This window comes from Klebsiella sp. M5al (assembly GCF_002090195.1).
Classification (GTDB): domain Bacteria; phylum Pseudomonadota; class Gammaproteobacteria; order Enterobacterales; family Enterobacteriaceae; genus Klebsiella; species Klebsiella grimontii.
This window is the reverse complement of record NZ_CP020657.1, coordinates 5,205,160-5,229,969: the sequence shown is the minus strand read 5'-3', so window position 1 is coordinate 5,229,969 and position 24,810 is coordinate 5,205,160. Positions and strand designations below refer to the sequence as shown.

Annotated in this window: 24 protein-coding genes and 2 tRNA genes; 15 read left to right on the top strand and 11 right to left on the bottom strand. The window is 54.8% G+C overall.

Annotated features, from left to right (window positions below; all coding sequences use genetic code 11):
- Positions 1–89: 89 nt before the first annotated feature.
- Complete coding sequence (gene secG, locus BWI76_RS25125; RefSeq protein WP_004106103.1) at positions 90–419, top strand: preprotein translocase subunit SecG; 330 nt, start codon at positions 90–92, stop codon at positions 417–419.
- A 14-nt stretch (positions 420–433) separates the two neighbouring features.
- A tRNA-Leu gene (locus BWI76_RS25120) sits at positions 434–520 on the top strand.
- 153 nt (positions 521–673) lie between these two features.
- On the opposite strand, the gene argG is transcribed toward BWI76_RS25120, so the two are convergent.
- Positions 674–2,017, bottom strand: coding sequence for an argininosuccinate synthase (argG, locus tag BWI76_RS25115; RefSeq protein WP_004139807.1), 1,344 nt, complete (start codon positions 2,015–2,017; stop codon positions 674–676).
- A 307-nt stretch (positions 2,018–2,324) separates the two neighbouring features.
- On the opposite strand from argG, the gene BWI76_RS25105 reads away from it, so the two are divergent.
- The 13 genes from BWI76_RS25105 to BWI76_RS25045 all read left to right on the top strand — a co-directional run bounded on the left by BWI76_RS25105 (position 2,325) and on the right by BWI76_RS25045 (position 17,080).
- A tRNA-Met gene (locus BWI76_RS25105) sits at positions 2,325–2,401 on the top strand.
- Between the two features lie 206 nt (positions 2,402–2,607).
- Positions 2,608–3,060 (top strand): ribosome maturation factor RimP, encoded by a 453-nt coding sequence (rimP, locus tag BWI76_RS25100; protein ID WP_004139810.1) that lies wholly within the window; start codon positions 2,608–2,610, stop codon positions 3,058–3,060.
- Positions 3,061–3,087: 27 nt separating this feature from the next.
- Positions 3,088–4,575, top strand: a complete 1,488-nt coding sequence (gene nusA / locus BWI76_RS25095; RefSeq protein WP_004125657.1) for a transcription termination factor NusA — start codon at positions 3,088–3,090, stop codon at positions 4,573–4,575.
- A gap of 24 nt (positions 4,576–4,599) precedes the next feature.
- Positions 4,600–7,290, top strand: a complete 2,691-nt coding sequence (gene infB / locus BWI76_RS25090) for a translation initiation factor IF-2 (protein WP_004125655.1) — start codon at positions 4,600–4,602, stop codon at positions 7,288–7,290.
- 91 nt (positions 7,291–7,381) lie between these two features.
- Entirely contained in the window at positions 7,382–7,783 is a 402-nt protein-coding gene (rbfA, locus tag BWI76_RS25085) for a 30S ribosome-binding factor RbfA (RefSeq protein ID WP_004106092.1), read from the top strand.
- Complete coding sequence (gene truB / locus BWI76_RS25080) at positions 7,783–8,727, top strand: tRNA pseudouridine(55) synthase TruB (RefSeq protein WP_024358750.1); 945 nt, start codon at positions 7,783–7,785, stop codon at positions 8,725–8,727. The genes rbfA and truB overlap by 1 nt, the downstream gene beginning before the upstream one ends.
- Positions 8,728–8,874: 147 nt before the next feature.
- Positions 8,875–9,144: a 30S ribosomal protein S15 gene (gene rpsO / locus BWI76_RS25075; protein ID WP_002918244.1), complete on the top strand. Its 270-nt coding sequence runs from the start codon at positions 8,875–8,877 to the stop codon at positions 9,142–9,144.
- Positions 9,145–9,385: 241 nt separating this feature from the next.
- Entirely contained in the window at positions 9,386–11,524 is a 2,139-nt protein-coding gene (gene pnp, locus BWI76_RS25065) for a polyribonucleotide nucleotidyltransferase (protein WP_004139819.1), read from the top strand.
- A 107-nt stretch (positions 11,525–11,631) separates the two neighbouring features.
- Positions 11,632–12,516 (top strand): lipoprotein NlpI, encoded by an 885-nt coding sequence (nlpI, locus tag BWI76_RS25060; RefSeq protein WP_004139820.1) that lies wholly within the window; start codon positions 11,632–11,634, stop codon positions 12,514–12,516.
- A gap of 100 nt (positions 12,517–12,616) precedes the next feature.
- Positions 12,617–12,697: a protein YrbN gene (gene yrbN, locus BWI76_RS28270; protein ID WP_085903200.1), complete on the top strand. Its 81-nt coding sequence runs from the start codon at positions 12,617–12,619 to the stop codon at positions 12,695–12,697.
- Positions 12,690–14,651 (top strand): DEAD/DEAH family ATP-dependent RNA helicase, encoded by a 1,962-nt coding sequence (locus BWI76_RS25055; RefSeq protein WP_024358749.1) that lies wholly within the window; start codon positions 12,690–12,692, stop codon positions 14,649–14,651. Before yrbN ends, BWI76_RS25055 begins: the two co-directional genes overlap by 8 nt.
- Before the next feature lie 144 nt (positions 14,652–14,795).
- On the top strand, positions 14,796–16,040 hold the full coding sequence (mtr, locus tag BWI76_RS25050) for a tryptophan permease (protein ID WP_004139822.1): 1,245 nt from the start codon (positions 14,796–14,798) through the stop codon (positions 16,038–16,040).
- 98 nt (positions 16,041–16,138) lie between these two features.
- Positions 16,139–17,080, top strand: coding sequence for a LysR family transcriptional regulator (locus tag BWI76_RS25045; protein ID WP_004139823.1), 942 nt, complete (start codon positions 16,139–16,141; stop codon positions 17,078–17,080).
- Here BWI76_RS25045 and BWI76_RS25040 read toward each other — a convergent pair.
- The 10 genes from BWI76_RS25040 to mdcA form a co-directional block, all read right to left on the bottom strand.
- Positions 17,043–17,474 (bottom strand): HutP family protein, encoded by a 432-nt coding sequence (locus BWI76_RS25040; RefSeq protein ID WP_004139824.1) that lies wholly within the window; start codon positions 17,472–17,474, stop codon positions 17,043–17,045. The genes BWI76_RS25045 and BWI76_RS25040 overlap by 38 nt on opposite strands.
- 43 nt (positions 17,475–17,517) lie before the next feature.
- A complete protein-coding gene (gene madM, locus BWI76_RS25035; RefSeq protein WP_004139827.1) occupies positions 17,518–18,288 on the bottom strand; it encodes a malonate transporter subunit MadM in 771 nt (256 codons plus the stop codon).
- Complete coding sequence (madL, locus tag BWI76_RS25030; RefSeq protein ID WP_004139834.1) at positions 18,288–18,683, bottom strand: malonate transporter subunit MadL; 396 nt, start codon at positions 18,681–18,683, stop codon at positions 18,288–18,290. The genes madM and madL overlap by 1 nt, the downstream gene beginning before the upstream one ends.
- Positions 18,684–18,950: 267 nt before the next feature.
- Positions 18,951–19,169 carry an acetyl-CoA carboxylase biotin carboxyl carrier protein subunit gene (locus tag BWI76_RS25025; protein ID WP_004139836.1) on the bottom strand — a complete coding sequence of 73 codons (219 nt, stop codon included), beginning with the start codon at positions 19,167–19,169 and terminating at the stop codon, positions 18,951–18,953.
- A gap of 22 nt (positions 19,170–19,191) precedes the next feature.
- Entirely contained in the window at positions 19,192–19,866 is a 675-nt protein-coding gene (mdcG, locus tag BWI76_RS25020) for a malonate decarboxylase holo-[acyl-carrier-protein] synthase (protein ID WP_004139838.1), read from the bottom strand.
- Entirely contained in the window at positions 19,863–20,966 is a 1,104-nt protein-coding gene (locus BWI76_RS25015) for a hypothetical protein (protein WP_004139840.1), read from the bottom strand. Before BWI76_RS25015 ends, mdcG begins: the two co-directional genes overlap by 4 nt.
- A gap of 17 nt (positions 20,967–20,983) precedes the next feature.
- On the bottom strand, positions 20,984–21,865 hold the full coding sequence (gene mdcE, locus BWI76_RS28675) for a biotin-independent malonate decarboxylase subunit gamma (RefSeq protein ID WP_004139842.1): 882 nt from the start codon (positions 21,863–21,865) through the stop codon (positions 20,984–20,986).
- On the bottom strand, positions 21,865–22,794 hold the full coding sequence (locus BWI76_RS28670; protein WP_004139848.1) for a biotin-independent malonate decarboxylase subunit beta: 930 nt from the start codon (positions 22,792–22,794) through the stop codon (positions 21,865–21,867). The genes mdcE and BWI76_RS28670 overlap by 1 nt, the downstream gene beginning before the upstream one ends.
- A complete protein-coding gene (gene mdcC / locus BWI76_RS25000; protein WP_004139850.1) occupies positions 22,787–23,119 on the bottom strand; it encodes a malonate decarboxylase acyl carrier protein in 333 nt (110 codons plus the stop codon). The genes BWI76_RS28670 and mdcC overlap by 8 nt, the downstream gene beginning before the upstream one ends.
- 11 nt (positions 23,120–23,130) lie before the next feature.
- Complete coding sequence (mdcA, locus tag BWI76_RS24995; protein ID WP_004139857.1) at positions 23,131–24,798, bottom strand: malonate decarboxylase subunit alpha; 1,668 nt, start codon at positions 24,796–24,798, stop codon at positions 23,131–23,133.
- Positions 24,799–24,810 lie beyond the last annotated feature (12 nt).

Genomic DNA, 24,810 nt, shown 5'->3' with positions numbered 1-24,810 from the left:
ACACCCGCTTCAGTGGGAAACGTTGAAACGTCCCGCTTTATTGGTCGAAGCACTTGGTATGCGGCAAATCCGCAAGGAACAGGTTGATTATGTACGAAGCTCTTTTAGTTGTTTTCCTTATTGTGGCGATTGGCCTTGTTGGTCTGATTATGCTGCAGCAAGGTAAAGGCGCTGATATGGGAGCCTCCTTCGGAGCAGGCGCTTCCGGCACTCTGTTTGGATCCAGCGGTTCAGGTAATTTCATGACCCGCATGACTGGTATCCTGGCTGCGCTGTTCTTCATCATCAGTCTGGCGCTGGGCAATATCAACAGCAACAAGACCAATAAAGGAAGTGAGTGGGATAATCTGAGCGCTCCGAAAACTGAGCAAACTCAGCCGACAGCTCCGGCGCAGCCGAGCAGCGATATCCCGCACTGATAAGTAGTATCCGTACCGAGGTGGTGGAATTGGTAGACACGCTACCTTGAGGTGGTAGTGCCCTAACGGGCTTGTGGGTTCGAGTCCCATCCTCGGTACCAATTTCTTGAAAAAAGACGCTGAAAAGCGTCTTTTTTTTCGTCCAGAGAAAGGTGAACGGCAGCATCAGTGCCGGATATTCCACGTCGCTTTGGCGCGGATATTTCTGCATAAAAAAGGCCGCTCGCGCGGCCTTCACTATTTTCTCTGGAACGTTACTTAGATTTACTTTCCAGATTTTCTACCTGCGGCAAGCCGGTGGCGGAAGAGGCGGTCAGCAGTCCGGACTGCGCGTAGCCAAATAGCTTATCGCGGGTATCGGTGATATCCAGGTTGCGCATCGTCAGCTGGCCGATACGGTCCTCGGCGGAGAACATCGAGTCACCTTTTTCCATCGTCAGACGCTCTGCTTTATAGGTCAGATTATCAGAGACGGTATTGAGGATGGAGTAGTCGTTGCCGCGACGCAGTTCAAGCGTCACTTCGCCGGTGATTTGGCTAGCCACCCAGCGCTGCAGTCCGTCGCGCAGCATCAGCGCCTGGGAATCGAACCAGCGCCCCTGATACAGCAGACGACCCAGCTGACGACCGTGCGCATGATATTGCTCGATGGTATCTTCATTGTGAATACCGGTCAGCAGACGCTCGTAGGCGATATGCAGCAGCGCCATGCCCGGGGCTTCATAAATGCCGCGGCTCTTCGCTTCGATAATACGGTTTTCGATCTGATCGCTCATACCCAGACCATGGCGGCCGCCGATGCGGTTAGCTTCCAGCATCAGTTCAACGTCATCGCTAAAGGTTTGTCCGTTCAGCGCAACCGGGTGGCCCTGTTCAAAGCGAACGGTGACTTCTTCCGCCGGGATTTTGACGCTTTCGTCCCAGAACTTGACGCCCATAATCGGGTTCACAATCTTGACGCTGGAGTTCAGGAACTCGAGATCTTTCGCTTCGTGTGTGGCGCCCAGCATATTGGAGTCGGTTGAGTAGGCTTTTTCTACGGACATTTTATAGTCAAATCCGCAGGAAATCATAAACTCTGACATCTCCTGACGGCCGCCCAGCTCGTCGATAAAGTCGCTATCCAGCCACGGTTTGTAAATTTTCAGCTCAGCATTGGTCAGCAGGCCGTAGCGATAGAAACGTTCAATATCGTTACCTTTATAGGTACTGCCATCGCCCCAGATATTGACGCCGTCTTCCTTCATGGCAGCGACCAGCATGGTACCGGTCACCGCGCGGCCCAGCGGGGTGGTGTTAAAGTAGGTTAATCCGCCGGTGGTGTTATGAAATGCTCCGCACTGAATCGCGGCAATGCCTTCGGCAACCAGCTGTTTACGGCAATCGATCAAACGAGCCCCTTCAGCACCATATTCTTTGGCACGACGAGGAATGGCATCGTAATCGTCTTCGTCTGGCTGTCCCAGGTTTGCAGTATATGCATAAGGGACTGCACCCTTTTTACGCATCCACAGCAGCGCGGCGCTGGTATCCAGCCCACCAGAAAAAGCAATACCAATACGTTGGCCTACCGGGAGATGCTTGAGAATCGTCGTCATAAAATAAAACCCTGCTAGATAGACTGTGGTGAGTTCAACTCAACAATCTTTATTGCATGTTTATGCATTAATTGTGAGTTTTCATTTAATCATCTTTTGCTGGCGACAGGAAGAGGCAGAGCCTATTTTTGCCAAAAAAGCCTGAAATACCAGCATGAACCGAAACCTGCAATGTGAAATTCATGTTGACAAAATATATGAAGTATCAATACAATTCACTACGATTTTATGTCCCGTCTCTCGGTACCAAATCCCAGCAGTATTTGCGTCTTTTGCTCAAAACGAGTAAAATATGCCACGTTTCAGGCGCGGGGTGGAGCAGCCTGGTAGCTCGTCGGGCTCATAACCCGAAGGTCGTCGGTTCAAATCCGGCCCCCGCAACCACTTTCCCATTAAGTACTTTTTCAAATATACTGTGAGGACCGGGTCCTTCGTAGACGAATTTGAAAGAATTCTTCTGGAAAGTGTTCCAGATCGCAGTTGCGATCTCAGGGTTCAGTTATCTAAAGCCCCGATTTATCGGGGTTTTTTGTTATCTGACTTCAGAATAACTGGGCTATACGCCCTTTTTTTATGTCTTGGGGGTGGGTTTGTCCACATTAGAGCAAAAATTAACAGAGATGCTCACTGCGCCAGTTGAAGCGCTTGGCTTTGAGCTGGTCGGCATCGAATTTATTCGCGGTCGCACGTCCACACTGCGCATCTATATTGATAGTGACGATGGCATCAATGTTGATGATTGTGCTGATGTGAGCCACCAGGTCAGTGCTGTCATGGACGTCGAAGACCCGATTACAGTCGCTTATAACCTGGAAGTCTCTTCCCCTGGTCTCGATCGTCCCATGTTCACCGCCGAGCACTATGAGCGTTTCATTGGTGAAGAAGTTTCGCTGGTTTTGCGCATGGCGGTACAGAACCGACGCAAATGGCAGGGCCTTATCAAAGCGGTAGACGGTGAGATGATCACGGTAACCGTCGAAGGCAAAGATGAAGTGTTCGCGCTGAGTAACATCCAGAAGGCGAACCTGGTTCCCCACTTTTAACAGTCTGGATTGAGGTGAAAGGCCCCGATGAACAAAGAAATTTTGGCTGTTGTTGAAGCCGTTTCCAACGAAAAGGCGCTGCCGCGTGAGAAAATTTTCGAAGCGTTGGAAAGTGCGTTAGCGACGGCTACCAAGAAAAAATATGAGCAAGAGATCGACGTGCGCGTAGAAATCGATCGCAAAAGCGGTGATTTCGATACTTTCCGTCGCTGGTTGGTAGTTGAAGAAGTCACTCAGCCGACGCGCGAAATCACGCTGGAAGCTGCGCGCTACGAAGATGAAAGCATGAATCCTGGCGATTACGTCGAAGACCAGATTGAATCTGTCACCTTTGACCGTATCACTACGCAGACCGCCAAGCAGGTTATCGTACAAAAAGTACGTGAAGCCGAACGTGCGATGGTCGTCGATCAGTTCCGTGAGCACGAAGGTGAAATCATCACGGGCGTAGTGAAGAAAGTGAACCGCGACAACATTACGCTGGATCTGGGCAACAACGCTGAAGCCGTGATCCTGCGTGAAGATATGCTGCCGCGTGAGAACTTCCGTCCGGGTGACCGTATCCGTGGCGTACTGTACGCAGTTCGTCCGGAAGCGCGCGGCGCGCAGCTGTTCGTGACTCGCTCCAAGCCGGAAATGCTGGTTGAACTGTTCCGCATTGAAGTACCGGAAATTGGTGAAGAAGTTCTCGAAATTAAAGCGGCGGCTCGCGATCCTGGCTCTCGTGCCAAAATCGCCGTTAAAACTAACGACAAGCGTATCGATCCGGTTGGCGCCTGCGTCGGCATGCGCGGCGCGCGCGTTCAGGCTGTCTCGACTGAACTGGGCGGCGAGCGTATCGATATCGTGCTGTGGGACGATAACCCGGCGCAGTTCGTGATTAACGCCATGGCTCCGGCTGACGTCGCATCTATCGTGGTAGATGAAGACAAGCACACCATGGATATCGCAGTCGAAGCGGGCAACCTGGCGCAGGCCATTGGCCGTAACGGTCAGAACGTACGTCTGGCATCTCAGCTCAGCGGCTGGGAACTCAACGTCATGACCGTTGACGACCTCCAGGCTAAGCATCAGGCCGAAGCCCATGCAGCGATTGATACCTTCACTAAATATCTTGATATTGATGAAGATTTCGCCACGCTGCTGGTTGAAGAAGGTTTCGCCACTCTGGAAGAACTGGCCTATGTGCCAATGAAGGAACTGCTGGAAATCGACGGTCTGGATGAAGCAACCGTTGAAGCACTTCGTGAGCGGGCGAAAAACGCGCTGACCACGCTGGCGCTGGCCAAAGAAGAGAGCCTGGGAGACAGCAAACCTGCCGACGATCTTTTGAATCTCGAAGGTATGGATCGCGCTCTGGCATTCACCCTGGCCGCCCGTGGTGTTTGTACGCTGGAAGATCTCGCCGAGCAGGGCATTGATGATCTGGCTGATATCGAAGGCTTGACCGACGAGAAAGCCGGAGAACTTATCATGGCCGCTCGTAATATTTGTTGGTTCGGCGACGAAGCGTAATAAACTGTAGCAGGAAGGAACAGCATGACAGATGTGACCATTAAAGCGCTGGCCTCAGAGATTCAGACCTCTGTGGATCGCCTGATACAGCAGTTTGCTGATGCAGGGATCCGCAAATCGGCTGATGATTCTGTGACCGCGCAAGAGAAGCAAACCTTGTTGACGCACCTGAACCGTGAACACGGCTCGGCGCCCGACAAGCTGACGCTGCAGCGCAAAACGCGCAGCACGTTAAATATTCCGGGTACCGGTGGAAAGAGCAAATCGGTACAAATCGAAGTCCGCAAGAAACGCACCTTTGTGAAACGCGATCCGCAAGAGGCCGAACGCCTTGCCGCGGAAGAGCAGGCGCAGCGTGAAGCGGAAGAGCAAGCCCGTCGTGAAGCTGAAGAATCAGCCAAACGCGAGGCGCAATTAAAAGCTGAACGTGAGGCCGCAGAACAAGCGAAACGTGAACTCGCCGATAAAGCGAAACGTGAAGCCGCGGAAAAAGACAAAGTGAGCAATCAACAAACCGACGATATGACCAAAACCGCCCAGGCTGAAAAGCAACGCCGCGAAAATGAAGCAGCGGAGCTCAAGCGCAAATCGGAAGAAGAAGCACGCCGCAAACTTGAAGAAGAAGCGCGCCGTGTAGCGGAAGAAGCACGCCGTATGGCTCAAGAAAATGAAAAGAACTGGACTGAAGCGCCAGAAACGCCTGAAGAGACCACTGACTATCACGTAACGACTTCTCAGCATGCTCGTCAGGCTGAAGACGACAACGATCGTGAAGTTGAAGGCGGTCGCGGCCGCGGACGTAATGCGAAAGCAGCGCGCCCGGCGAAGAAAGGCAATAAACACGCTGAATCGAAAGCCGATCGTGAAGAAGCCCGTGCGGCCGTTCGCGGCGGTAAAGGCGGTAAGCATCGTAAAGGTTCTGCTCTGCAGCAAGGTTTCCAGAAGCCGGCTCAGGCGGTTAACCGTGATGTCATCATCGGCGAAACCATCACCGTTGGCGATCTGGCCAACAAGATGGCCGTCAAAGGTTCTCAGGTCATCAAAGCGATGATGAAACTGGGCGCGATGGCGACCATCAACCAGGTCATCGACCAGGAAACCGCGCAGCTGGTTGCCGAAGAGATGGGCCACAAGGTTATCCTGCGTCGTGAAAACGAGCTGGAAGAAGCGGTAATGAGCGACCGTGACACCGGCGCAGCGGCTGAACCGCGCGCACCGGTAGTGACCATCATGGGTCACGTTGACCACGGTAAAACCTCTCTGCTGGACTACATTCGTTCAACGAAAGTGGCCTCTGGCGAAGCGGGCGGCATCACCCAGCACATCGGTGCGTACCATGTTGAAACCGACAACGGTATGATCACCTTCCTGGATACCCCGGGCCACGCCGCGTTTACCTCTATGCGTGCTCGTGGTGCGCAGGCGACGGATATCGTGGTTCTGGTTGTGGCGGCAGACGACGGCGTGATGCCGCAGACCATCGAAGCTATCCAGCACGCGAAAGCGGCGCAGGTACCTCTGGTCGTTGCGGTGAACAAAATCGATAAGCCGGAAGCTGACCTGGATCGCGTTAAAAACGAACTGTCTCAGTACGGCGTTATGCCGGAAGAGTGGGGCGGCGAAGCGCAGTTCATCCCTGTATCCGCTAAAGCCGGTACCGGTATTGACGATCTGCTGAATGCTATTCTGCTGCAGGCGGAAGTTCTGGAGCTGAAAGCGGTTCGCAACGGTATGGCGAGCGGCGCGGTGATCGAATCCTTCCTCGATAAAGGTCGTGGTCCGGTTGCAACCGTTCTGGTACGCGAAGGTACGCTGCATAAAGGCGACATCGTCCTGTGCGGTTTCGAATACGGTCGCGTTCGTGCGATGCGTAACGAACTGGGTCTGGAAGTGCTGGAAGCGGGTCCATCCATTCCGGTGGAAATCCTCGGCCTGTCTGGCGTACCGGCTGCCGGCGACGAAGTGACCGTCGTGCGTGACGAGAAGAAAGCGCGTGAAGTTGCGCTGTATCGTCAGGGCAAATTCCGTGAAGTTAAACTGGCTCGTCAGCAGAAATCTAAGCTGGAGAACATGTTCGCCAACATGACTGAAGGCGAAGTTCACGAAGTGAACATCGTCCTCAAAGCGGACGTTCAGGGTTCTGTGGAAGCGATCTCCGACTCCTTGCTGAAACTGTCTACCGACGAAGTGAAAGTGAAGATCATTGGTTCCGGCGTAGGTGGTATCACCGAAACCGACGCAACCCTGGCGGCCGCATCCAACGCGATTCTGGTTGGCTTTAACGTTCGTGCTGACGCATCTGCGCGTAAAGTTATCGACGCGGAAAGCCTGGATCTGCGCTACTACTCCGTCATCTACCATTTGATCGACGAAGTGAAAGCAGCGATGAGCGGCATGCTGTCTCCGGAACTGAAACAGCAGATCATCGGTCTGGCTGAAGTGCGTGATGTGTTCAAATCGCCGAAATTCGGCGCCATCGCGGGCTGTATGGTCACCGAAGGTACGATTAAGCGTCACAACCCAATCCGCGTTCTGCGCGACAACGTGGTTATCTATGAAGGCGAGCTGGAATCCCTGCGCCGCTTTAAAGATGACGTTAACGAAGTCCGTAACGGCATGGAATGTGGTATCGGCGTTAAGAACTACAACGACGTTCGCGTCGGCGATATGATCGAAGTGTTCGAAATCATCGAGATTCAACGTACCATCGATTAATCGTTTAGTAGGCCGGGGAAGCGCAGCGCCACCCGGTTATACAAAATTAAAGGGGGCCGCGTGGCCCCCTTATTTGTCTGGAGAATTTATTATGGCGAAAGAATTTGGTCGCCCGCAGCGTGTGGCCCAGGAGATGCAAAAAGAGATCGCAATCATCCTGCAGCGCGAAATTAAAGACCCGCGTCTGGGCATGATGACCACGGTTTCAGGTGTCGAAATGTCCCGCGATCTGGCCTATGCCAAAGTGTTTGTGACCTTCCTGAACGATAAAGACGAAGCCGCCGTGAAAGCGGGCATCAAGGCTTTGCAGGAAGCGTCTGGTTTTATTCGCTCGCTGCTGGGCAAAGCGATGCGCCTGCGTATCGTGCCTGAACTGACGTTTTTCTACGATAATTCGTTAGTCGAAGGGATGCGCATGTCGAATCTGGTGACCAGCGTGGTGAAACATGACGATGAGCGTCGTGTGAACCCGGACGACAGCAAGGAGGACTAATGAGTCGTCCTCGTCGTCGCGGCCGCGATGTGCACGGCGTTCTGTTGCTGGATAAACCGCAAGGCGCATCCAGCAACGACGTGTTGCAGAAAGTCAAACGGCTTTATAACGCCAACCGGGCAGGGCACACGGGCGCGCTGGATCCGCTGGCGACCGGTATGCTGCCGATTTGCCTCGGGGAAGCGACAAAGTTTTCCCAGTATCTGCTCGATTCTGACAAGCGCTACCGCGTGATTGCAAAGCTCGGCCAGCGCACCGATACCTCTGATGCCGATGGCCAGGTGGTGGAAGAGCGTCCGCTGGCTTTTAGCCCGGAGCAGCTGGCAGCCGCGCTTGACGGCTTCCGCGGCGAAACTCAGCAGATACCGTCGATGTATTCGGCGCTGAAATACCAGGGCAAAAAGCTGTACGAATATGCCCGCCAGGGCATTGAAGTACCGCGTGAATCCCGGCCGATTACGGTATACGAATTGTTATTTATTCGTCATGAGGGTAGCGAGCTTGAGCTGGAAATCCACTGCTCGAAAGGCACCTACATTCGCACGATTATTGATGATTTAGGCGAGAAATTAGGATGCGGCGCGCACGTCACTTTTCTCCGTCGCCTGGCGGTCAGTAAATATCCTGTCGAACGAATGGTGACGCTGGAGCAGCTGCAGGCGTTGGTCGAGCAGGCCAATGCGCAGGATATTCCCGCCGCTCAGCTGCTGGACCCGCTGCTGATGCCGATGGACAGTCCGGCTTCGGATTACCCGTTGATTAATATTCCGGAAACCTCAGCCGTCTACTTTAAAAACGGTAACCCGGTTCGTACATCGGGCGCGCCGCTACAGGGGCTGGTTCGCGTCACGGAAGGCGCGGAAGAGAAGTTTCTTGGTATGGGTGAAATTGATGATGAAGGCCGCGTTGCGCCTCGTCGTCTGGTGGTTGAATACCCTGCCTGAGCGCTTTCCTTGCGATAAAAGGCTGCTGCGAGTAGAATATCGCCGCTTAACGCTCGCCAAAGTGATTTAACATTTGCGAGCGTTATATCAGGGGTTGCTGAATTAGAGATCGGCACCCTTTCTTTCTTTTAATTTTGGAGTTCGAAAATGTCTCTAAGCGTTGAAGCTAAAGCAAAAATCGTTTCTGAGTTCGGTCGTGGCGAAAACGACAGCGGTTCTACTGAAGTTCAGGTTGCACTGCTGACTGCACAGATCAACCACCTGCAGGGTCACTTTGCAGAGCACAAAAAAGATCACCACAGCCGTCGTGGTCTGCTGCGCATGGTTTCTCAGCGTCGTAAACTGCTCGACTACCTGAAACGTAAAGATGTTGCACGTTACTCTGCGCTGATCGAGCGTCTGGGTCTGCGTCGCTAATTCTGCGAGTTTCAGAAGAAGGGGCCTCACGGCCCCTTTTTTCGACCGGGCGGCAGCAATTCATTAAAAACTCATGTATTGTTGCTATTAATGATCTTCATGCAGAGGTTCGCGCGGCTAATGAGAGGCTTGACTCGCAGGGGCGGGTAAAGGTTGTCATTAGTCGCGAGGATGCAGAAGATCGGGTCATACGATGTCTTATCGTGGATTTGACATCATCTATAGATATAAGGATAGAATTTTGCTTAATCCGATCGTTCGTAAATTCCAGTACGGCCAACATACCGTAACCCTGGAGACCGGCATGATGGCGCGCCAGGCAACTGCCGCCGTTATGGTTAGCATGGATGACACCGCGGTATTCGTTACCGTTGTGGGCCAGAAAAAAGCGAAACCAGGCCAGGATTTCTTCCCGCTGACCGTTAACTATCAAGAGCGTACCTACGCTGCAGGTAAAATCCCGGGTGGTTTCTTCCGTCGTGAAGGCCGTCCGAGTGAAGGCGAAACCCTGATCGCGCGTCTGATTGACCGCCCGGTTCGCCCGCTGTTCCCGGAAGGTTTTGTCAACGAAGTTCAGGTTATTGCGACCGTGGTTTCCGTTAACCCGCAGGTTAACCCGGATATCGTCGCGATGATTGGCGCTTCCGCAGCCCTGTCCCTGTCCGGTATTCCGTTCAACGGCCCAATTGGCGCCGCTCGCGTCGGTTATATTAATGACCAGTACGTGCTGAACCCGACCCAGGAAGAGCTGAAGTCCAGCAAACTGGATCTGGTTGTTGCAGGTACCGAAGCCGCAGTACTGATGGTTGAATCCGAAGCTGAACTGCTGAGCGAAGACCAGATGCTGGGCGCGGTCGTGTTTGGTCACGACCAGCAGCAGATTGTTATTCAGAACATCAACGACCTGGTGAAAGAAGCCGGTAAACCGCGTTGGGACTGGCAGCCGGAAGTGGTTGATGCGGCGCTGAACGCGCGCGTTGCCGCGCTGGCTGAATCTCGCCTGAGCGATGCTTACCGTATCACCGACAAACAGGAGCGTTATGCTCAGGTTGACGCGATCAAATCTGAAACTATCGCCACCCTGGTTGCGGAAGATGAATCCCTGGACGCTAACGAACTGGGTGAAATCCTGCACGCAATCGAGAAAAACGTGGTGCGTAGCCGCGTACTGGCCGGTGAGCCGCGTATCGATGGTCGTGAAAAAGATATGATTCGTGGTCTGGACGTTCGTACCGGCGTTCTGCCGCGTACCCACGGTTCCGCACTCTTTACTCGTGGCGAAACTCAGGCGCTGGTTACCGCGACCCTGGGTACCGCACGCGACGCGCAGAACATCGATGAGCTGATGGGCGAGCGCACGGATTCCTTCCTGTTCCACTATAACTTCCCTCCGTACTCCGTAGGCGAAACGGGAATGGTCGGTTCTCCGAAGCGTCGTGAAATCGGTCACGGTCGTCTGGCCAAGCGCGGCGTCCTGGCCGTTATGCCGACTATCGAAGAGTTCCCGTACACCGTTCGCGTGGTTTCTGAAATCACCGAATCTAACGGTTCCTCCTCCATGGCTTCCGTCTGTGGCGCTTCTCTGGCGCTGATGGACGCAGGCGTGCCGGTGAAAGCCGCCGTTGCGGGTATCGCAATGGGTCTGGTGAAGGAAGGCGACAACTTCGTCGTACTGTCTGACATTCTGGGCGATGAAGATCACTTGGGCGATATGGACTTCAAAGTAGCGGGTTCCCGCGAAGGTATCTCTGCGCTGCAGATGGATATCAAAATTGAAGGTATCACCAAAGAGATCATGCAGGTTGCTCTGAACCAGGCTAAAGGTGCGCGTCTGCACATCCTGGGCGTGATGGAACAGGCGATTAACGCGCCGCGCGGCGATATCTCCGAATTCGCACCGCGTATCCACACGATCAAAATCAGCCCGGACAAAATTAAAGACGTTATCGGTAAGGGTGGCTCCGTTATCCGCGCGCTGACCGAAGAGACCGGCACCACTATCGAAATCGAAGATGACGGTACCGTTAAAATCGCAGCAACCGATGGCGACAAAGCGCAGCACGCGATTCGTCGTATCGAAGAGATCACCGCTGAGATCGAAGTTGGCCGTATCTATAACGGTAAAGTGACCCGCATCGTTGACTTTGGCGCGTTTGTTGCCATTGGCGGCGGTAAAGAAGGCCTGGTTCACATCTCTCAGATCGCCGACAAGCGCGTTGAGAAAGTGACCGACTATCTGCAGATGGGTCAGGAAGTGCCGGTTAAGGTTCTGGAAGTTGACCGTCAGGGCCGTGTCCGTCTGAGCATCAAAGAAGCAACTGAACAAACTCAGCCTGCGGCTGCGCCGGAAGCTCCGGCTGCCGAACAGCAGGGCGAGTAAGGTTGCCGTTTGCCCTCCGCATAGCGGAGGGCGCATTACGGGCAGGACGCCCTGTTTGCAGCCGGGGAACTGGACGTTCATCCAATCGTTGTCTTCGGGAGTGGGAAATGAAGCCTTTTTTGCGCTGGTGTTTCGTGGCGACAGCTCTCACGCTGGCAGGATGCAGCAACTCTGCCTGGCGTAAGGACGCAGTCCTCGCGGTGCCATTGCAACCGACTTTGCAGCAAGAAGTGATTCTGGCGCGCATGGAACAAATTCTTGCCAGTCGGGCTTTAACCGATGACGAACGCGCACAGCTTTTATATGAGCGCGGAGTGTTGTATGATAGTCTCGGTCTGAGGGCATTAGCGCGAAATGATTTTTCACAAGCGCTGGCAATCCGACCGGATATGCCTGAAGTATTCAATTACTTAGGCATTTATTTAACGCAGGCAGGCAATTTTGATGCTGCCTATGAAGCGTTTGATTCTGTACTTGAGCTTGATCCAACTTACAACTACGCGCACTTAAATCGCGGCATCGCCCTGTATTACGGCGGTCGTGCTAAGTTAGCGCAAGATGATCTGCTGGCGTTTTATCAAGACGATCCCAATGATCCTTTCCGAAGCCTGTGGCTTTATCTCGCCGAGCGTCAGCTCGATGAGAAGCAGGCGCTTGAAGCACTGAGACAGCGCTTAGACAAGTCGGATAAAGAACAATGGGGATGGAACATTGTCGGGTTCTACCTTGGCGACATTAGCGAAAAAGAGCTAATGACCCGTCTGAAGGCAGACGCAACGGATAACACCTCGCTCGCTGAGCATCTCAGTGAAACCAACTTCTATTTAGGTAAGTACTACCTAAGTCTGGGGGACAAGGACAGCGCTACGGCACTGTTCAAACTGGCGGTCGCAAACAACGTTCATAACTACGTTGAGCACCGATACGCATTGTTGGAATTATCGCTCTTGGGCCAGGAGCAAGATGACCTGGCAGAATCGGACCAGCAATAGCTGACGAACACATCAGCCCTTTTTTGATTGCCATCACCTTTGCGGGTGAGGGCGTTGTTGTTCGTTAATACACCTACTTTGAGCCGGTTCACACTTTTCAATGAAAATTACCGTAAATTTTCACGATGAGTTATGTAGACTGGCCGCCATTAATTTTGAGGCACACGTACTACATGGCTGAATTCGAAACCACTTTTGCAGATCTGGGCCTGAAGGCTCCCATCCTTGAAGCGCTTAACGATCTGGGTTACGAAAAACCATCTCCGATCCAGGCTGAGTGCATTCCGCATCTGCTGGGCGGCCGCGACGTTCTGGGTATGGCCCAGACGGGTAGCGGTAAAACCGCAGCGTTCTCTTTACCGCTGCTGAACAACCTTGATCCTGAGCTGAGAGCACCGCAGATTCTGGTGCTGGCGCCGACCCGCGAACTGGCGGTACAGGTAGCTGAAGCAATGACGGATTTCTCTAAACATATGCGCGGCGTAAACGTGGTTGCCCTCTACGGCGGCCAGCGTTATGACGTGCAGCTGCGCGCGCTGCGTCAGGGACCGCAAATTGTTGTTGGTACCCCGGGTCGTCTGCTGGACCACCTGAAACGCGGTACGCTGGATCTCTCTAAGCTGAGCGGTCTGGTTCTGGATGAAGCTGACGAAATGCTGCGCATGGGCTTCATTGAAGACGTAGAAACAATTATGGCGCAGATCCCGGAAGGTCATCAGACCGCTCTGTTCTCCGCCACCATGCCGGAAGCGATTCGTCGTATTACCCGCCGCTTTATGAAAGAGCCGCAGGAAGTGCGCATCCAGTCGAGCGTAACGACTCGTCCGGACATCAGCCAGAGCTACTGGACTGCTTACGGTATGCGTAAAAACGAAGCGCTGGTGCGTTTCCTGGAAGCGGAAGATTTTGATGCGGCGATTATCTTCGTTCGTACCAAAAACGCGACCCTGGAAGTGGCCGAAGCGCTGGAGCGTAGCGGCTATAGCAGCGCTGCGCTGAACGGCGATATGAACCAGTCCCTGCGTGAGCAGACTCTGGAGCGTCTGAAAGACGGTCGTCTGGATATCCTGATTGCAACCGATGTTGCGGCCCGTGGCCTGGACGTTGAGCGTATCAGCCTGGTAGTTAACTACGATATTCCGATGGATTCCGAGTCTTATGTTCACCGTATCGGCCGTACCGGTCGTGCGGGTCGTGCTGGTCGCGCGCTGCTGTTCGTTGAGAACCGCGAGCGTCGTCTGCTGCGCAACATCGAACGTACGATGAAGCTGACCATTCCGGAAGTTGAACTGCCGAACGCAGAACTGCTGGGCAAACGTCGCCTGGAAAAATTTGCCGCGAAAGTTCAGCAGCAGCTGGAAAGCAGCGATCTGGATCAGTACCGCGCGCTGCTGGCGAAAATCCAGCCGTCTGCCGAAGGCGAAGAGCTGGATGTGGAAACGCTGGCCGCCGCGCTGCTGAAAATGGCTCAGGGCGAACGTCCGCTGATCCTGCCGCCGGATGCGCCAATGCGTCCTAAGCGCGAGTTCCGCGACCGTGACGATCGTTTTGAGCGTCGTGGCGACCGTAACGACCGTGGCCCGCGCGGCGACCGTCCTGAACGCAGCGGCGAAGATCGTCCTAAGCGTGAACGTCGTGACGTTGGCGATATGGAACTGTACCGCATTGAAGTGGGCCGTGATGACGGCGTTGAAGTACGTCATATCGTTGGCGCAATCGCCAACGAAGGCGACATCAGCAGCCGTTACATTGGTAACATCAAGCTGTTTGGTTCTCACTCCACTATCGAACTGCCGAAAGGCATGCCGGGCGAAGTGCTGCAGCACTTTACGCGTACCCGCATCCTGAACAAGCCGATGAACATGCAGCTGCTGGGTGATGCTCAGCCGCGTCCTGAGCGCAGCGGCGAACGTCGTGGCGGCGGTGAGCGTCGTGAAGGCGGTCGTAGCTTCGGCGGCGGTGAACGTCGTGAAGGTCGTGGTTTCGGCGGCGAGCGTCGCGAAGGCGGCCGTAGTGAAGGTCGTCGTTTCAGCGGCGAACGTCGTGAAGGCGGCCGCGCGCCGCGCCGCGATGATGCTTCAGCTCCGCGTCGCGATGACTCCGCAGGTCGTCGTCGTTTCGGTGGCGATGCATAATTAGCGCTTTCCGCTAACGTAAAGTAAACGATACAGCCCCGATCTTAACGATTGGGGCTTTTTTTATTTCCTTTGTACTCGTGTACTGGTACAGTGCGTCACGTTGATAACAACAAAAGTATTTTCGACTGGAGATTTCGGCAAATGGCGACACTTACCACTACGGCAACCCGACCGTCCCTGTTTGGCGGCGTAGTGATTATTGGCGGGACGATTATTGGGGCGGGGATGTTCTCACTGCCGGTTGTGATGTCCGGCGCGTGGTTCTTCTGGTCTCTGGCGGCGCTGGTTTTTACCTGGTTTTGTATGCTTCACTCCGGGTTAATGATCCTCGAAGCGAACCTGAATTATCGCATTGGCTCCAGCTTCGATACCATTACCAAAGATTTGCTCGGTAAGGGCTGGAATCTGCTTAACGGCGTGTCGATCGCCTTTGTGCTTTATATTCTGACTTACGCCTATATCTCCGCCAGCGGCTCGATCCTGCACCATACGTTTAGCGAAATGTCGCTGAACGTCCCGGCAAGGGCAGCAGGTTTTGGTTTTGCCCTGCTGGTGGCGTTTATCGTCTGGCTGAGTACCAAAGCGGTGAGCCGCATGACGGCCATTGTGCTCGGGGCGAAGGTTATTACTTTCTTTCTGACCTTTGGCAGCCTGTTGGGACACGTTCAGCCGACCACCCTGTTTAACGTTGCTGAAAAGAATGCCTCGTATCTGCCCTACCTGCTGATGACGCTGCCGTTCTGCCTCGCGTCCTTCGGCTATCACGGCAATGTGCCGAGCCTGATGAAGTACTACGGCAAAGATCCGCGCACAATCGTTAAGTGCCTGGTTTACGGTACGCTGCTGGCGCTGGGTCTGTACGTGGTGTGGCTGCTGGTGACGATGGGCAATATCCCTCGTCCGGAGTTTATCGGTATCGCGCAGAAGGGGGGCAATATTGATGTCCTGGTCCAGGCGCTCAGCGGGGTACTGAATAGCCGGAGTCTGGATCTGCTGTTAGTGATCTTCTCAAACTTTGCCGTAGCCAGCTCATTCCTTGGCGTCACTCTCGGCCTGTTTGATTATCTGGCGGATCTTTTCGGTTTCGACGACTCCGCGCTGGGACGCTTTAAAACCGCGATTTTCACCTTTGTCCCGCCAATGGTGGGCGGCCTGCTGTGGCCGAACGGGTTCCTCTACGCGATCGGCTATGCGGGTCTGGCGGCGACCATCTGGGCGGCAATCGTACCGGCGCTGCTGGCTCGCGCATCGCGTAAACGCTTTGGCAGCCCATTGTTTCGCGTTTGGGGCGGAAAGCCGATGATTGCTTTGGTCCTGCTGTTTGGTCTGGGCAACGTGATTGTGCATTTCCTGTCGAGCTTTAATGTATTACCCACCTATCAATAATTGAATTTTCCGCTGAGCCAGATTTAACGATCTGGCTCAAAAAATATTTTCTTTATTTCTCTTACTATGAATATTGTCTTGAATAAGGGAATATTTATATGCTGAATAACGATATTACTCTGCGGAAGCTCGAGATTTTCCTTAGCTATATGGAGTCGATGAATATATCAAAAACTGCAGAGCTAATGAACATTTCATCCGTTAGCGTTCATCGCGCGCTTCATTCGCTGGAAGATAATTTACGCTGTCCTTTGTTTACCCATAATGGCCGCAATCTTTATCCTTTACCTGGCGCATGGGTTATGCAAAAGGAAGCGCGGGAAGTCATTAATGCACTGGAACGCTGTATTTATCTTACCCGCAAGGCTTCGGGGTATCATTCTCAGGTTTTACGTTTAGGGCTACTTTATTCGCTAGTGTTAAAAACCGCACCGCAAATTGTTCAGGGATTGAAAAAACGCTGCCCGGAACTGACCATTGAATTTATCATGAACTCTAATAAGAAATTATTAGAAGCGCTTAATGAAGAGAAGATTGATGCGGTTCTGATATCGACTCCTGATGATTATAACGCCCAGTTATTTGAGACATGGACCATATTCTCTGATTCCATCTACCTTGCAGTTCCGGTAACCGAAGCGGATAGCTTATCAACCCCCGTAGATTTACGGCATCTGCAAAATAAAAAGTTTATTGCCTTGAGCGAAGGCTTCGCGACCTGGCGAGGATTTCAGGAGGCCTTTCAGATTGCTGGATTTACGCCCGACATTACCGTCCGGGTACATGATATTTTTTCACTGATGAGTATGGTGAATGCCGGCATGGGCTATACCTTAATTCCGGGGCGGATGCGCGGCCTGTTCAGTAACGGCATTCGCCTGCTGCCGCTGCAGGAGCCCTATCGAATGGAACAGGAAATTTCGCTGGTCTTCCCGCGTAGCCAGGAAAATCAGCCGGGTCTGCTGTCCTTACTAGCCGAGTGCCGTATGTACGCCAGACAGCTTATGATGGAGAAAAGCGAGACAGAGAAAACCCCGTAAGCTCATGACTCAATCGCTGATAGACCACGCTTTCGCCGTAGATAGCGACGGCAAGCCACTTTGGATTACTGACTAAGGCTATTTTTATTCTCATCCGATCGCCATTGATGCTGTTCGCTAAAGCATGGGTCAGCGCCTGATGGCTGACCTGACATAACGTAAAAATGGCCGATTCCTGGCGCGTAATTATCTGATGCTTAAACGCGCAGCCGATGATACAGCGCTGTAGTTTATTTTTTATTTCATCCGACGTCCCGGTCATAAAAACAAAACCCACCTTATGTTCGGGCTTATCCGCTAATAGCTTCTGGCGAAAATTATCTTCGTCTTCTTGCGTACAAAGTGAGGCCAGAAGCGCGATTTGCCCAGGTTTCATGCGCTGAAATGAGTACATTGAACATCCCTTGCGCCTGCTGCATCACAGCAGGCGTCCGTCATTAAAAGAAGGGGGTTAAAGAGAGATAGAGGGCCGAAGGGGCCAGCAGACAGCCAAGGCCGGTATAAAAGGTTGCCGTCATTGCGCCATAGGGAACGAGTTTCGGGTCCGTGGCCGCCAGACCCGCGGCGACTCCGCTGGTGGAGCCCATTAGCCCGCCGTAGACGATAGCGGCGGCAGGCGAGTTCAGGCCCGCGGCTTTCGCTACCAGCGGCGTTAAGATCATGACGGCAATAGACTTAATCACGCCGGCGGCGATGCTCAGCGCGATAACATCCGAGCTTGCGCCAAGCGCTGCGCCGGTTACCGGGCCGACGATGAAGGTTACGGCCCCCGCGCCAATGGTCGCCATGCTGATGGCGTCGGTATAGCCAAAAGCCCAGGCGACAATCGCCCCGAGATAAAAAGAGAGCACCGTCGAGATAACCAGCGCCAGCGCGCCAGCCATGCCGGCTTTTTTCAGTTCTTCAAGCTTAACGCCGAAGGCGGTGGAAATGATGGCGAAATCGCGGAACATACCGCCGCCCATCAGCGCAATACCGCTAAACAAGCTGATATCGGCCAGACCTTTTTTACCGCCGGTCAGTTCCCCGCCAAGCCAGGCCAGCAGCAATCCGGCGACGATGGCAATAGCTGAGCTGTGGATCTTGCCGCGAAGCAGATGCGTTGAGATCCAGCTTGCGGCCCAGCATACGATACCCACCACGACAAAAGCGGTAATCAAACCGTTGCTGGTGAAGCTACCGGTTAGAATCTTTGTCAGCTGTTCCATTATTTACACTCCTCGCTAACGGCGGAGCTTTCCTGATGGCCGCGACCGCCGATTTTGCTCAAAGGCTTAATCAGCAGAAAACCAATAAAAACGGCGCCAACGCCGGCAATCAAGGCAACCGGACCGCCTTTAAGGGCGGCGATAACGTTCTGGTTTGCCGACATAGCGACGACAATCGGGATATACATTGCATTCCAGAAACCTACCCCCTGTTCCGCAGGCTTGGAGAGCAATCCTTTATCCACTAATTTTTGTGACACGATAACTAAAAACAGCATCGCGAAGCCGATGCCGCCGATATTGGCGGAAATACCCAAGACCAGGCCAAGAAGATCGCCCACGATTAGCCCGGCGAACATGCACAGTCCCATTAACATCAATCCGTAAATAATCATGATGTTTCTCTTTGTCTATCCATACTAAAAGCGAATTACACAACGCGGGTTGATAATGCCCGCGTTGGAGAAATGACAAAAAATTAATCAGCGGCTTTTAGCATAGCGCGTTTTTATTTGCGGACATTCGTAAGAACACAGGTTTGCTCAGTCACTATGATTTATCATATCAGCAAGCAAAATGCTTACTGATATGACATTAACATAGAAATAATCTCACAATAGAATGTCGCATTGTTTTTTTAATTAAATGCGTGTTAACTCACTTTACTCTGCAATAATTTCAAATAACACCATGCCTGGGTTGACGCGGTCTCCGGTATTGAGTGACAGCGTTTTTAATATACCCGTCTCCGGCGAGGCGACCGGCATTTTCATTTTCATGGCTTCGAGCACAATCACCACCTGGCCTTTTTCGATTTTATCCCCGGCAGCGGCTTTTACTTCATCGACCACACCCGGGACTTTTGATTTAACTTCAGACATATTAGATTCCTTTTTGATGTATTTAACAGAGATATGTTCTCATTGCTGCCGTGACCTGCTGTCGCGATCTTAATTGAACATCATCCTCTCCTTTAGCCAGCAGAGTTGCGCTTCCGCTGAACCACTCTTTGATATTGATTGCGTATCCGTCAGCTAAACCAATCTCGCCATCAATACGTAACTGAAATTGCCGTTCTATATTGCATAACCTTTCCTGACATTCGCTGAGTCCGGCAAGCGCGCCGGGGATAAGACGAATATCCAGATCGGAATCGGCGTCAGTCCACTGCCACGGCGTGACGATTTCCTGCGCCACCGAACCCCATACGCCAAGCTGGATTTCCGGCCAGCGCCATTCCTGACGCAATGCATTGAAAGCGCGTATCGCATGGGAACCTCCGGCAATGGGAAGACATGCCGTTTGTTCCGGCGTTAAATGACGCGTTATTGCCGATAGCGGCGCCTCTGCGGCCAGGCGTAAACGCTGCCCCTGCCAGCGCAGCGGAAAACAAAACCCAAGCGGGATCGCGCCATTATTCCGTCCGCCGCGGCGCACAATCCCCGGCAGCGATCCGCTGAGCAGAAATCCCCGCGCCTGTTGCCGCAGCGCAGCGGGCAGAGGCTCCAGTTGTTCCGCGATGTCAGCCAGCGCCGGGAGCGCCAGCCAGCACAGGGTATGCCGTTGCCGGAGGCTCATCGCGCCTTACACCATGCCGGATCGTTTTTCGCCTGCTGCTGCAAATCCCGCTGGGCCTGAAGCAGCGCGTCAAACTGGGCCGTGGCCTGCGGACCGATGATGTCGACAGGCGCAAGCCCTGCCGTACATTCTCCGGGGATCGCCTTCGGCCAGAGCTGAATGTGCGTCGCGCTGGCTTCGGTTTTCAGCTGCGTTGACACGTGGCAAATTCGCCCTTTAATCCGCAGGATTGTCCGCGCCGTGCGTTCAACGATCTCCCGACTTTGCGCGGTGGTGGCCATCACCACCATGTCATACTCCGGCGTGGTGCGCTGGCGCTTCCAGGTCTGGATTTTCCCCTGCGGATTGCAAAGATGCCCGCCCGCAGCGACGGGAAAACTGTCTCCGGTCGGCAGGCCGCCCACGACCACCTCCCGCCAGTCGCCGCCCTGCGGGGCGGGAATCAGCGAAATATCCTCGCGTAGCACAACGCCATCGAGCGCCAGCCAGCCGAACTCCTGACAGCCATAAATATCGTGCAGCGCATAGCCCAGCGAAGCCGCCAGCGGAACCAGCTCTTCGTCCAGCGGCGTCCCCGCCGTTATTAGCGTCAGCTTTTTCGGCAGCCTGTCCGCCAGCTCCATCTTCAGCGCCTGCTCCAGGGTGGCGCGTAAAAAAGAGGATTCTCCCACCACCACGTCCGGCGACTGTCGGCACAGAGCGATCAACAGCGCGTCCCGGCAGGAGCGGGGTAAAAACGACCAGCGAAGGCCGCTCTCGTCCAGCGCCTGGCGAGTAAACACGTTGACCAGCGGCGCATAGGTCACCAGGATATTTTGCCCTGCGCTGACGCCGCATATCGCCAGCGCGCGCTTTCCGGCGGCGGTACGCAGCGCTAACTCGCTGTGGGTGACGCCGACGATATTCTGAAACGCGCTGCTGCCGGTGGTGAAGGTGACCAGCGCCAGGTTAAGCGGCGTATGGATCTCTTCAATAACGTGCGCCGCCGTAGGGCCAGCAATACCTTTGTCCTCCAGCGTCCGGCGCGGCATTTCCTCAAATAAGGGAATTCCGGGCTGCGCCTGGGCCAACCATTCGAGCGTGGCGATGGGATCGTTCATCTCACTTTTCCCCTGGATCAGCCGGGCTGATAACGCGCCGCGACGTGCTGATACTCTTCGCGCATCTGCGCCAGAATCACGCCGCGGGCTTTCCTGCCGCCGCGTTCCTCGCCAGAGATGCCGCGCCCCTGCGGACCGGTGGCCTGAATACCCGCAGCCTGTTTCTGCTGGCGTACTTCAGCGATATGTCGAACGATCGCCTCTTTCATCGCCGGGATGGTTTTGATTAACTCTTCCACACCGCCCAGCTGCCAGAAAAACTCCGGACCTGCCGCAAAGACCGGGTTGCTACGGGAGAGTTCGCTCAGCCGCTCGACGTCCTGACGGGTAATACGCGCGATGCTGCTCAGCGGCATCACGTGGATCATGGTGCCGAATTCCGAGGTCAGACTGAGGATATGGTCGGCCTGCAGTCCGTGGCACAGGAACGCGCCGCTGATGGCGCGGCCAATCACCATGGCGATAATCGGGTGCCCGGCATGGCGCGCTTCGGCCAGCGCCAGCTGGTATGCGCCGGTCGCTTTATTCATACCGATAATCTCTTCCAGCTTGCCCGGCCCGTTCCCCGGCGTGTCGACAATCAGCACCAGCGGACGCTTCTCGCTCGCAGGTTTGTCTTTATCCATCGCCAGCGTGCGGTAGACCGCCAGCGCCATTTTATAGCCCTCTTCGAGACCGATTATCCCGGCGTAAACCACCGGAAAACGTGGGTTGAAGGTCATGGCGTCGTTGGCGATCACCGTGCAGGTTTCGCCGTTGATCCGCGCGCTGCCGACGACCGCGCCGGGGCCGTAGTCGTCGCAGGGGAGGTTAAGTTGCTCAAGGGCGTTTTCGGCAAAACTGCCTTCATCGACAATCAGGTCGATGGCTGCGCGCCCCTGACCGAGTAAATTTTCCATCATGCTTCCTCCACGGACAGGCGTTGGACATTGCTCAGAAAGGTCTCCAGGCTCATATCAACCAGCGATTGCGGCACTGAATTTCCCGCCGCAGCCCAGACATCGCGCGCGTCGGTTGGCGCAAGTTCGTTGATTTTTTGCGTCAGCGCCATCTGTGCGCGGACTTTCGCCTCGCTGCCGATCCGGCGCATCGCTTCAATCTCAGGCCACGGCAGGTCGGCAATCAGTGAAGCCTGCTGGTGGAAGGCAGCCAGCGAATCGGCAATCAGGTAGTTGCAGTCGCCGACGATATATTTGTGCTTGCCGCCGGTAGTGCGGAACACCAGGGCGCGATCCGAGGCGTCAAATTCGCTACGACCCATCTCCTGCTCAATGACTTCCGGGCCGGTGAGTCCGAGACGGCCCGACTCGCTCATGACGATCAGATCGGTGGCGGCGGCGACAAAGCCCATACCGCCGAAGCAGCCGATCTTGCTGCCGATCAGCGCCACCACCGGTACGCGGCCGCGCAGGATTTGCAGCATATCCATGCACTCGGCGTGCGCCAGCAGCCCGGCGTTGGCCTCGTGCAGGCGCACGCCGCCGGTTTCAAACGAGATGAGCACGATGGGACGGCGGGCCGGATCGTTAGTTTGCGCCGCCAGCTCGTCGGCCAGCATCAGCGCGCCGACCATCTTTGCGCCGCCAACCTCACCAACGGAGCCGCCGATAAAACGTCCTTCCTGCGAGATAACGATGGTCGGATGCTGGCTGAGCAGGCCAATACCGGTCACCACGCCGTCATCAAACTCTACCGCTTCGCCCAGTACCGGCAGATGCGGACTAATCCATTTTGCCGCCGGGCCGATCAGTTCGGTAAACGAGCCTTTATCCACCAACCCTTCGGCGCGAACGCGGGCGCTGGCTTCCAGAAAACGCAGATCACTCATGATGGTTTTCCCCCGGAATTGCCTGTTGTAATGCTTGCTGAAGGCGTAACGCCACCACGGCAGGCGTCGCGTTGTTATCATTGATGCTGACCTGCATATCGCCCAGCGGACCGTTGTCTAAAAAGCGGGTGAGGACGATTTTCCAGATGTCGTCGAACCCGGTGACCGGCGTACAAATGCTGATGTCGATTCCGCCTGCCAGGGCTTTAGGTTCCAGCAACACTTCCAGATCGCCAGAGCCTACGATGCCGCAGTGCACGGTTTGCGGCAGAGACGGACGGTCGCTTTTACCGCTGAAATGATGTGATATTTGATGTAGAGCCATTTGCTATTCCCTTACCAGTTACGGAATCGAGCAGGAGGGTTGTACAGTCCGCCGGACCACTCGACCAAATCGCGAATACTCTTCGCCGCCAGCATCTGGCGGTTGGCGCGGCGTCTGTCGATGCCTAAATCTTCCGGCGTCTGCACAATGCCCGCATCGCGTAGCGCTTGCGTTTGCGCCGGGTCGGCGGCGAGGCCGATATCGGTGTAGCCCGCCACGGCGCGAATGGCCGCCATCCGCTGCTCCAGCCCTTCGCAGCGGTGCAGGTGGGCAATACCTTCTTCGGTGAGCACGTGGGTGACGTCATCGGCGTAAACCATTACCGGCGGCAGGGCGAGACCGGCTTTTTCCGCCAGTTCCCAGGCGTCCAGTTTGTCGACGAAGGCGGGCTGGCGCTTCTCGCGGAAGGTCTCCTGCATCTGGACCACCAGGCGTTTGCCGCGCGGCATATCGCCGATTAACTGCTGCTGAGTCGCATTGAACTCTTCGCCGCATTTGAGCCAGGATTGAGTGACGTGGCGGCGGCCTTTGGCATCGCAGCCCATATTCGGCGCGCCGCCAAAACCGGAAACGCGGCTGGCGGTAGCGGTGCTGCTGTTGCCGTACTTATCGATTTGCAGCGTGCCGCCGATAAACATATCCAGCGCATAGTGTCCGGCGGCCTGGGCGAAGGCGCGGTTTGAGCGCAGAGTGCCGTCCTGGCCGATGTAAAACACATCCGGGCGCTCGGCGACGTATTTTTCCATTCCCAGCTCGCCGCCGAAGCAGTGAACGGACTGGATCCATCCGCTCTCGATCGCCGGGATCAGCGTCGGATGCGGGTTCAGCACCATGTGGGTACACACTTTGCCTTTCAGCCCCAGCTCTTCGCCGTAGGTGGGCAGCAGCAGTTCAATGGCGGCGGTGAAGAAGCCGATGCCGTGGTTAATGCGCTCGACGCCGTATTCGGCGTAGATCCCTTTGAGCGCCATCATCGCCATCAGCACGTGGGTATCGGTGATCAGCGCCGGATCGCGAGTGAACAGGGGTTCAACGTAGAACGGGCGCGGCGCTTCAATAACCGCGTTCACCCAGTCGCCGGGAATATCGACGCGCGGCACTTTATCGACGATCTTGTTCACCTGGGCTATCACGATCCCCTGGCGGAAGTGGGTCGCTTCAGCGATTACCGGCGTGTCTTCGGTGTTAAAGCCGGTGTAGAGGTTGCCGTCTTTGTCGGCGGCAAAGGCGGTGATCAGCGAGACTCGCGGAGTGAGATCGACAAAGTAGCGGCTGAACAGCTCAAGGTAGGTATGGATCGCCCCGAGCTTGATCTTACCCTGCTGAATAAGCTGCGCGAGGCGGCCATCCTGCGGCCCGGCGTAGGCGAAGTCGAGCTTTTCGGCAATGCCCTTCTCGAACAGATCGAGGTGCGTACTGAGCGGCACGGAAGACTGCACCATATGCAGGCCGGAAATTTTTTCCGGGTCCACTTTGCACAGGCATTCGGCGAGAAAATCCGCCTGCTTCTGGTTGTTGCCCTCAATATTGACGCGATCAAAGCGGCGGATCGCTGCCTCCAGCACCGCGACGGTATCTTTAGCATCAATAATCTTGCCATCGCGGAAATACGGCGCCAGCAGCTTCAGGCGCTGCGCCGTATCATCCTTAAGTTGATGCCAGTTGTGCTCTTTAAGCATGTTTTTACTCCC

Bases quoted from the DNA above. Each gene is read 5' to 3' on its own strand.
- BWI76_RS28670 (WP_004139848.1), bottom strand. From the start codon at position 22,794: ATGAGTGATCTGCGTTTTCTGGAAGCCAGCGCCCGCGTTCGCGCCGAA.
- truB (WP_024358750.1), top strand. From the start codon at position 7,783: ATGAGTCGTCCTCGTCGTCGCGGCCGCGATGTGCACGGCGTTCTGTTG.
- mdcC (WP_004139850.1), bottom strand. From the start codon at position 23,119: ATGGCTCTACATCAAATATCACATCATTTCAGCGGTAAAAGCGACCGT.
- rbfA (WP_004106092.1), top strand. From the start codon at position 7,382: ATGGCGAAAGAATTTGGTCGCCCGCAGCGTGTGGCCCAGGAGATGCAA.
- madM (WP_004139827.1), bottom strand. From the start codon at position 18,288: ATGGAACAGCTGACAAAGATTCTAACCGGTAGCTTCACCAGCAACGGT.
- madL (WP_004139834.1), bottom strand. From the start codon at position 18,683: ATGATTATTTACGGATTGATGTTAATGGGACTGTGCATGTTCGCCGGG.
- BWI76_RS25055 (WP_024358749.1), top strand. From the start codon at position 12,690: ATGGCTGAATTCGAAACCACTTTTGCAGATCTGGGCCTGAAGGCTCCC.
- nusA (WP_004125657.1), top strand. From the start codon at position 3,088: ATGAACAAAGAAATTTTGGCTGTTGTTGAAGCCGTTTCCAACGAAAAG.
- BWI76_RS25025 (WP_004139836.1), bottom strand. From the start codon at position 19,169: ATGTCTGAAGTTAAATCAAAAGTCCCGGGTGTGGTCGATGAAGTAAAA.
- mdcG (WP_004139838.1), bottom strand. From the start codon at position 19,866: ATGAGCCTCCGGCAACGGCATACCCTGTGCTGGCTGGCGCTCCCGGCG.
- infB (WP_004125655.1), top strand. From the start codon at position 4,600: ATGACAGATGTGACCATTAAAGCGCTGGCCTCAGAGATTCAGACCTCT.
- mdcA (WP_004139857.1), bottom strand. From the start codon at position 24,798: ATGCTTAAAGAGCACAACTGGCATCAACTTAAGGATGATACGGCGCAG.
- nlpI (WP_004139820.1), top strand. From the start codon at position 11,632: ATGAAGCCTTTTTTGCGCTGGTGTTTCGTGGCGACAGCTCTCACGCTG.
- secG (WP_004106103.1), top strand. From the start codon at position 90: ATGTACGAAGCTCTTTTAGTTGTTTTCCTTATTGTGGCGATTGGCCTT.
- rpsO (WP_002918244.1), top strand. From the start codon at position 8,875: ATGTCTCTAAGCGTTGAAGCTAAAGCAAAAATCGTTTCTGAGTTCGGT.
- BWI76_RS25040 (WP_004139824.1), bottom strand. From the start codon at position 17,474: ATGTACTCATTTCAGCGCATGAAACCTGGGCAAATCGCGCTTCTGGCC.
- BWI76_RS25045 (WP_004139823.1), top strand. From the start codon at position 16,139: ATGCTGAATAACGATATTACTCTGCGGAAGCTCGAGATTTTCCTTAGC.
- BWI76_RS25015 (WP_004139840.1), bottom strand. From the start codon at position 20,966: ATGAACGATCCCATCGCCACGCTCGAATGGTTGGCCCAGGCGCAGCCC.
- argG (WP_004139807.1), bottom strand. From the start codon at position 2,017: ATGACGACGATTCTCAAGCATCTCCCGGTAGGCCAACGTATTGGTATT.
- mtr (WP_004139822.1), top strand. From the start codon at position 14,796: ATGGCGACACTTACCACTACGGCAACCCGACCGTCCCTGTTTGGCGGC.
- mdcE (WP_004139842.1), bottom strand. From the start codon at position 21,865: ATGGAAAATTTACTCGGTCAGGGGCGCGCAGCCATCGACCTGATTGTC.
- yrbN (WP_085903200.1), top strand. From the start codon at position 12,617: ATGAAAATTACCGTAAATTTTCACGATGAGTTATGTAGACTGGCCGCC.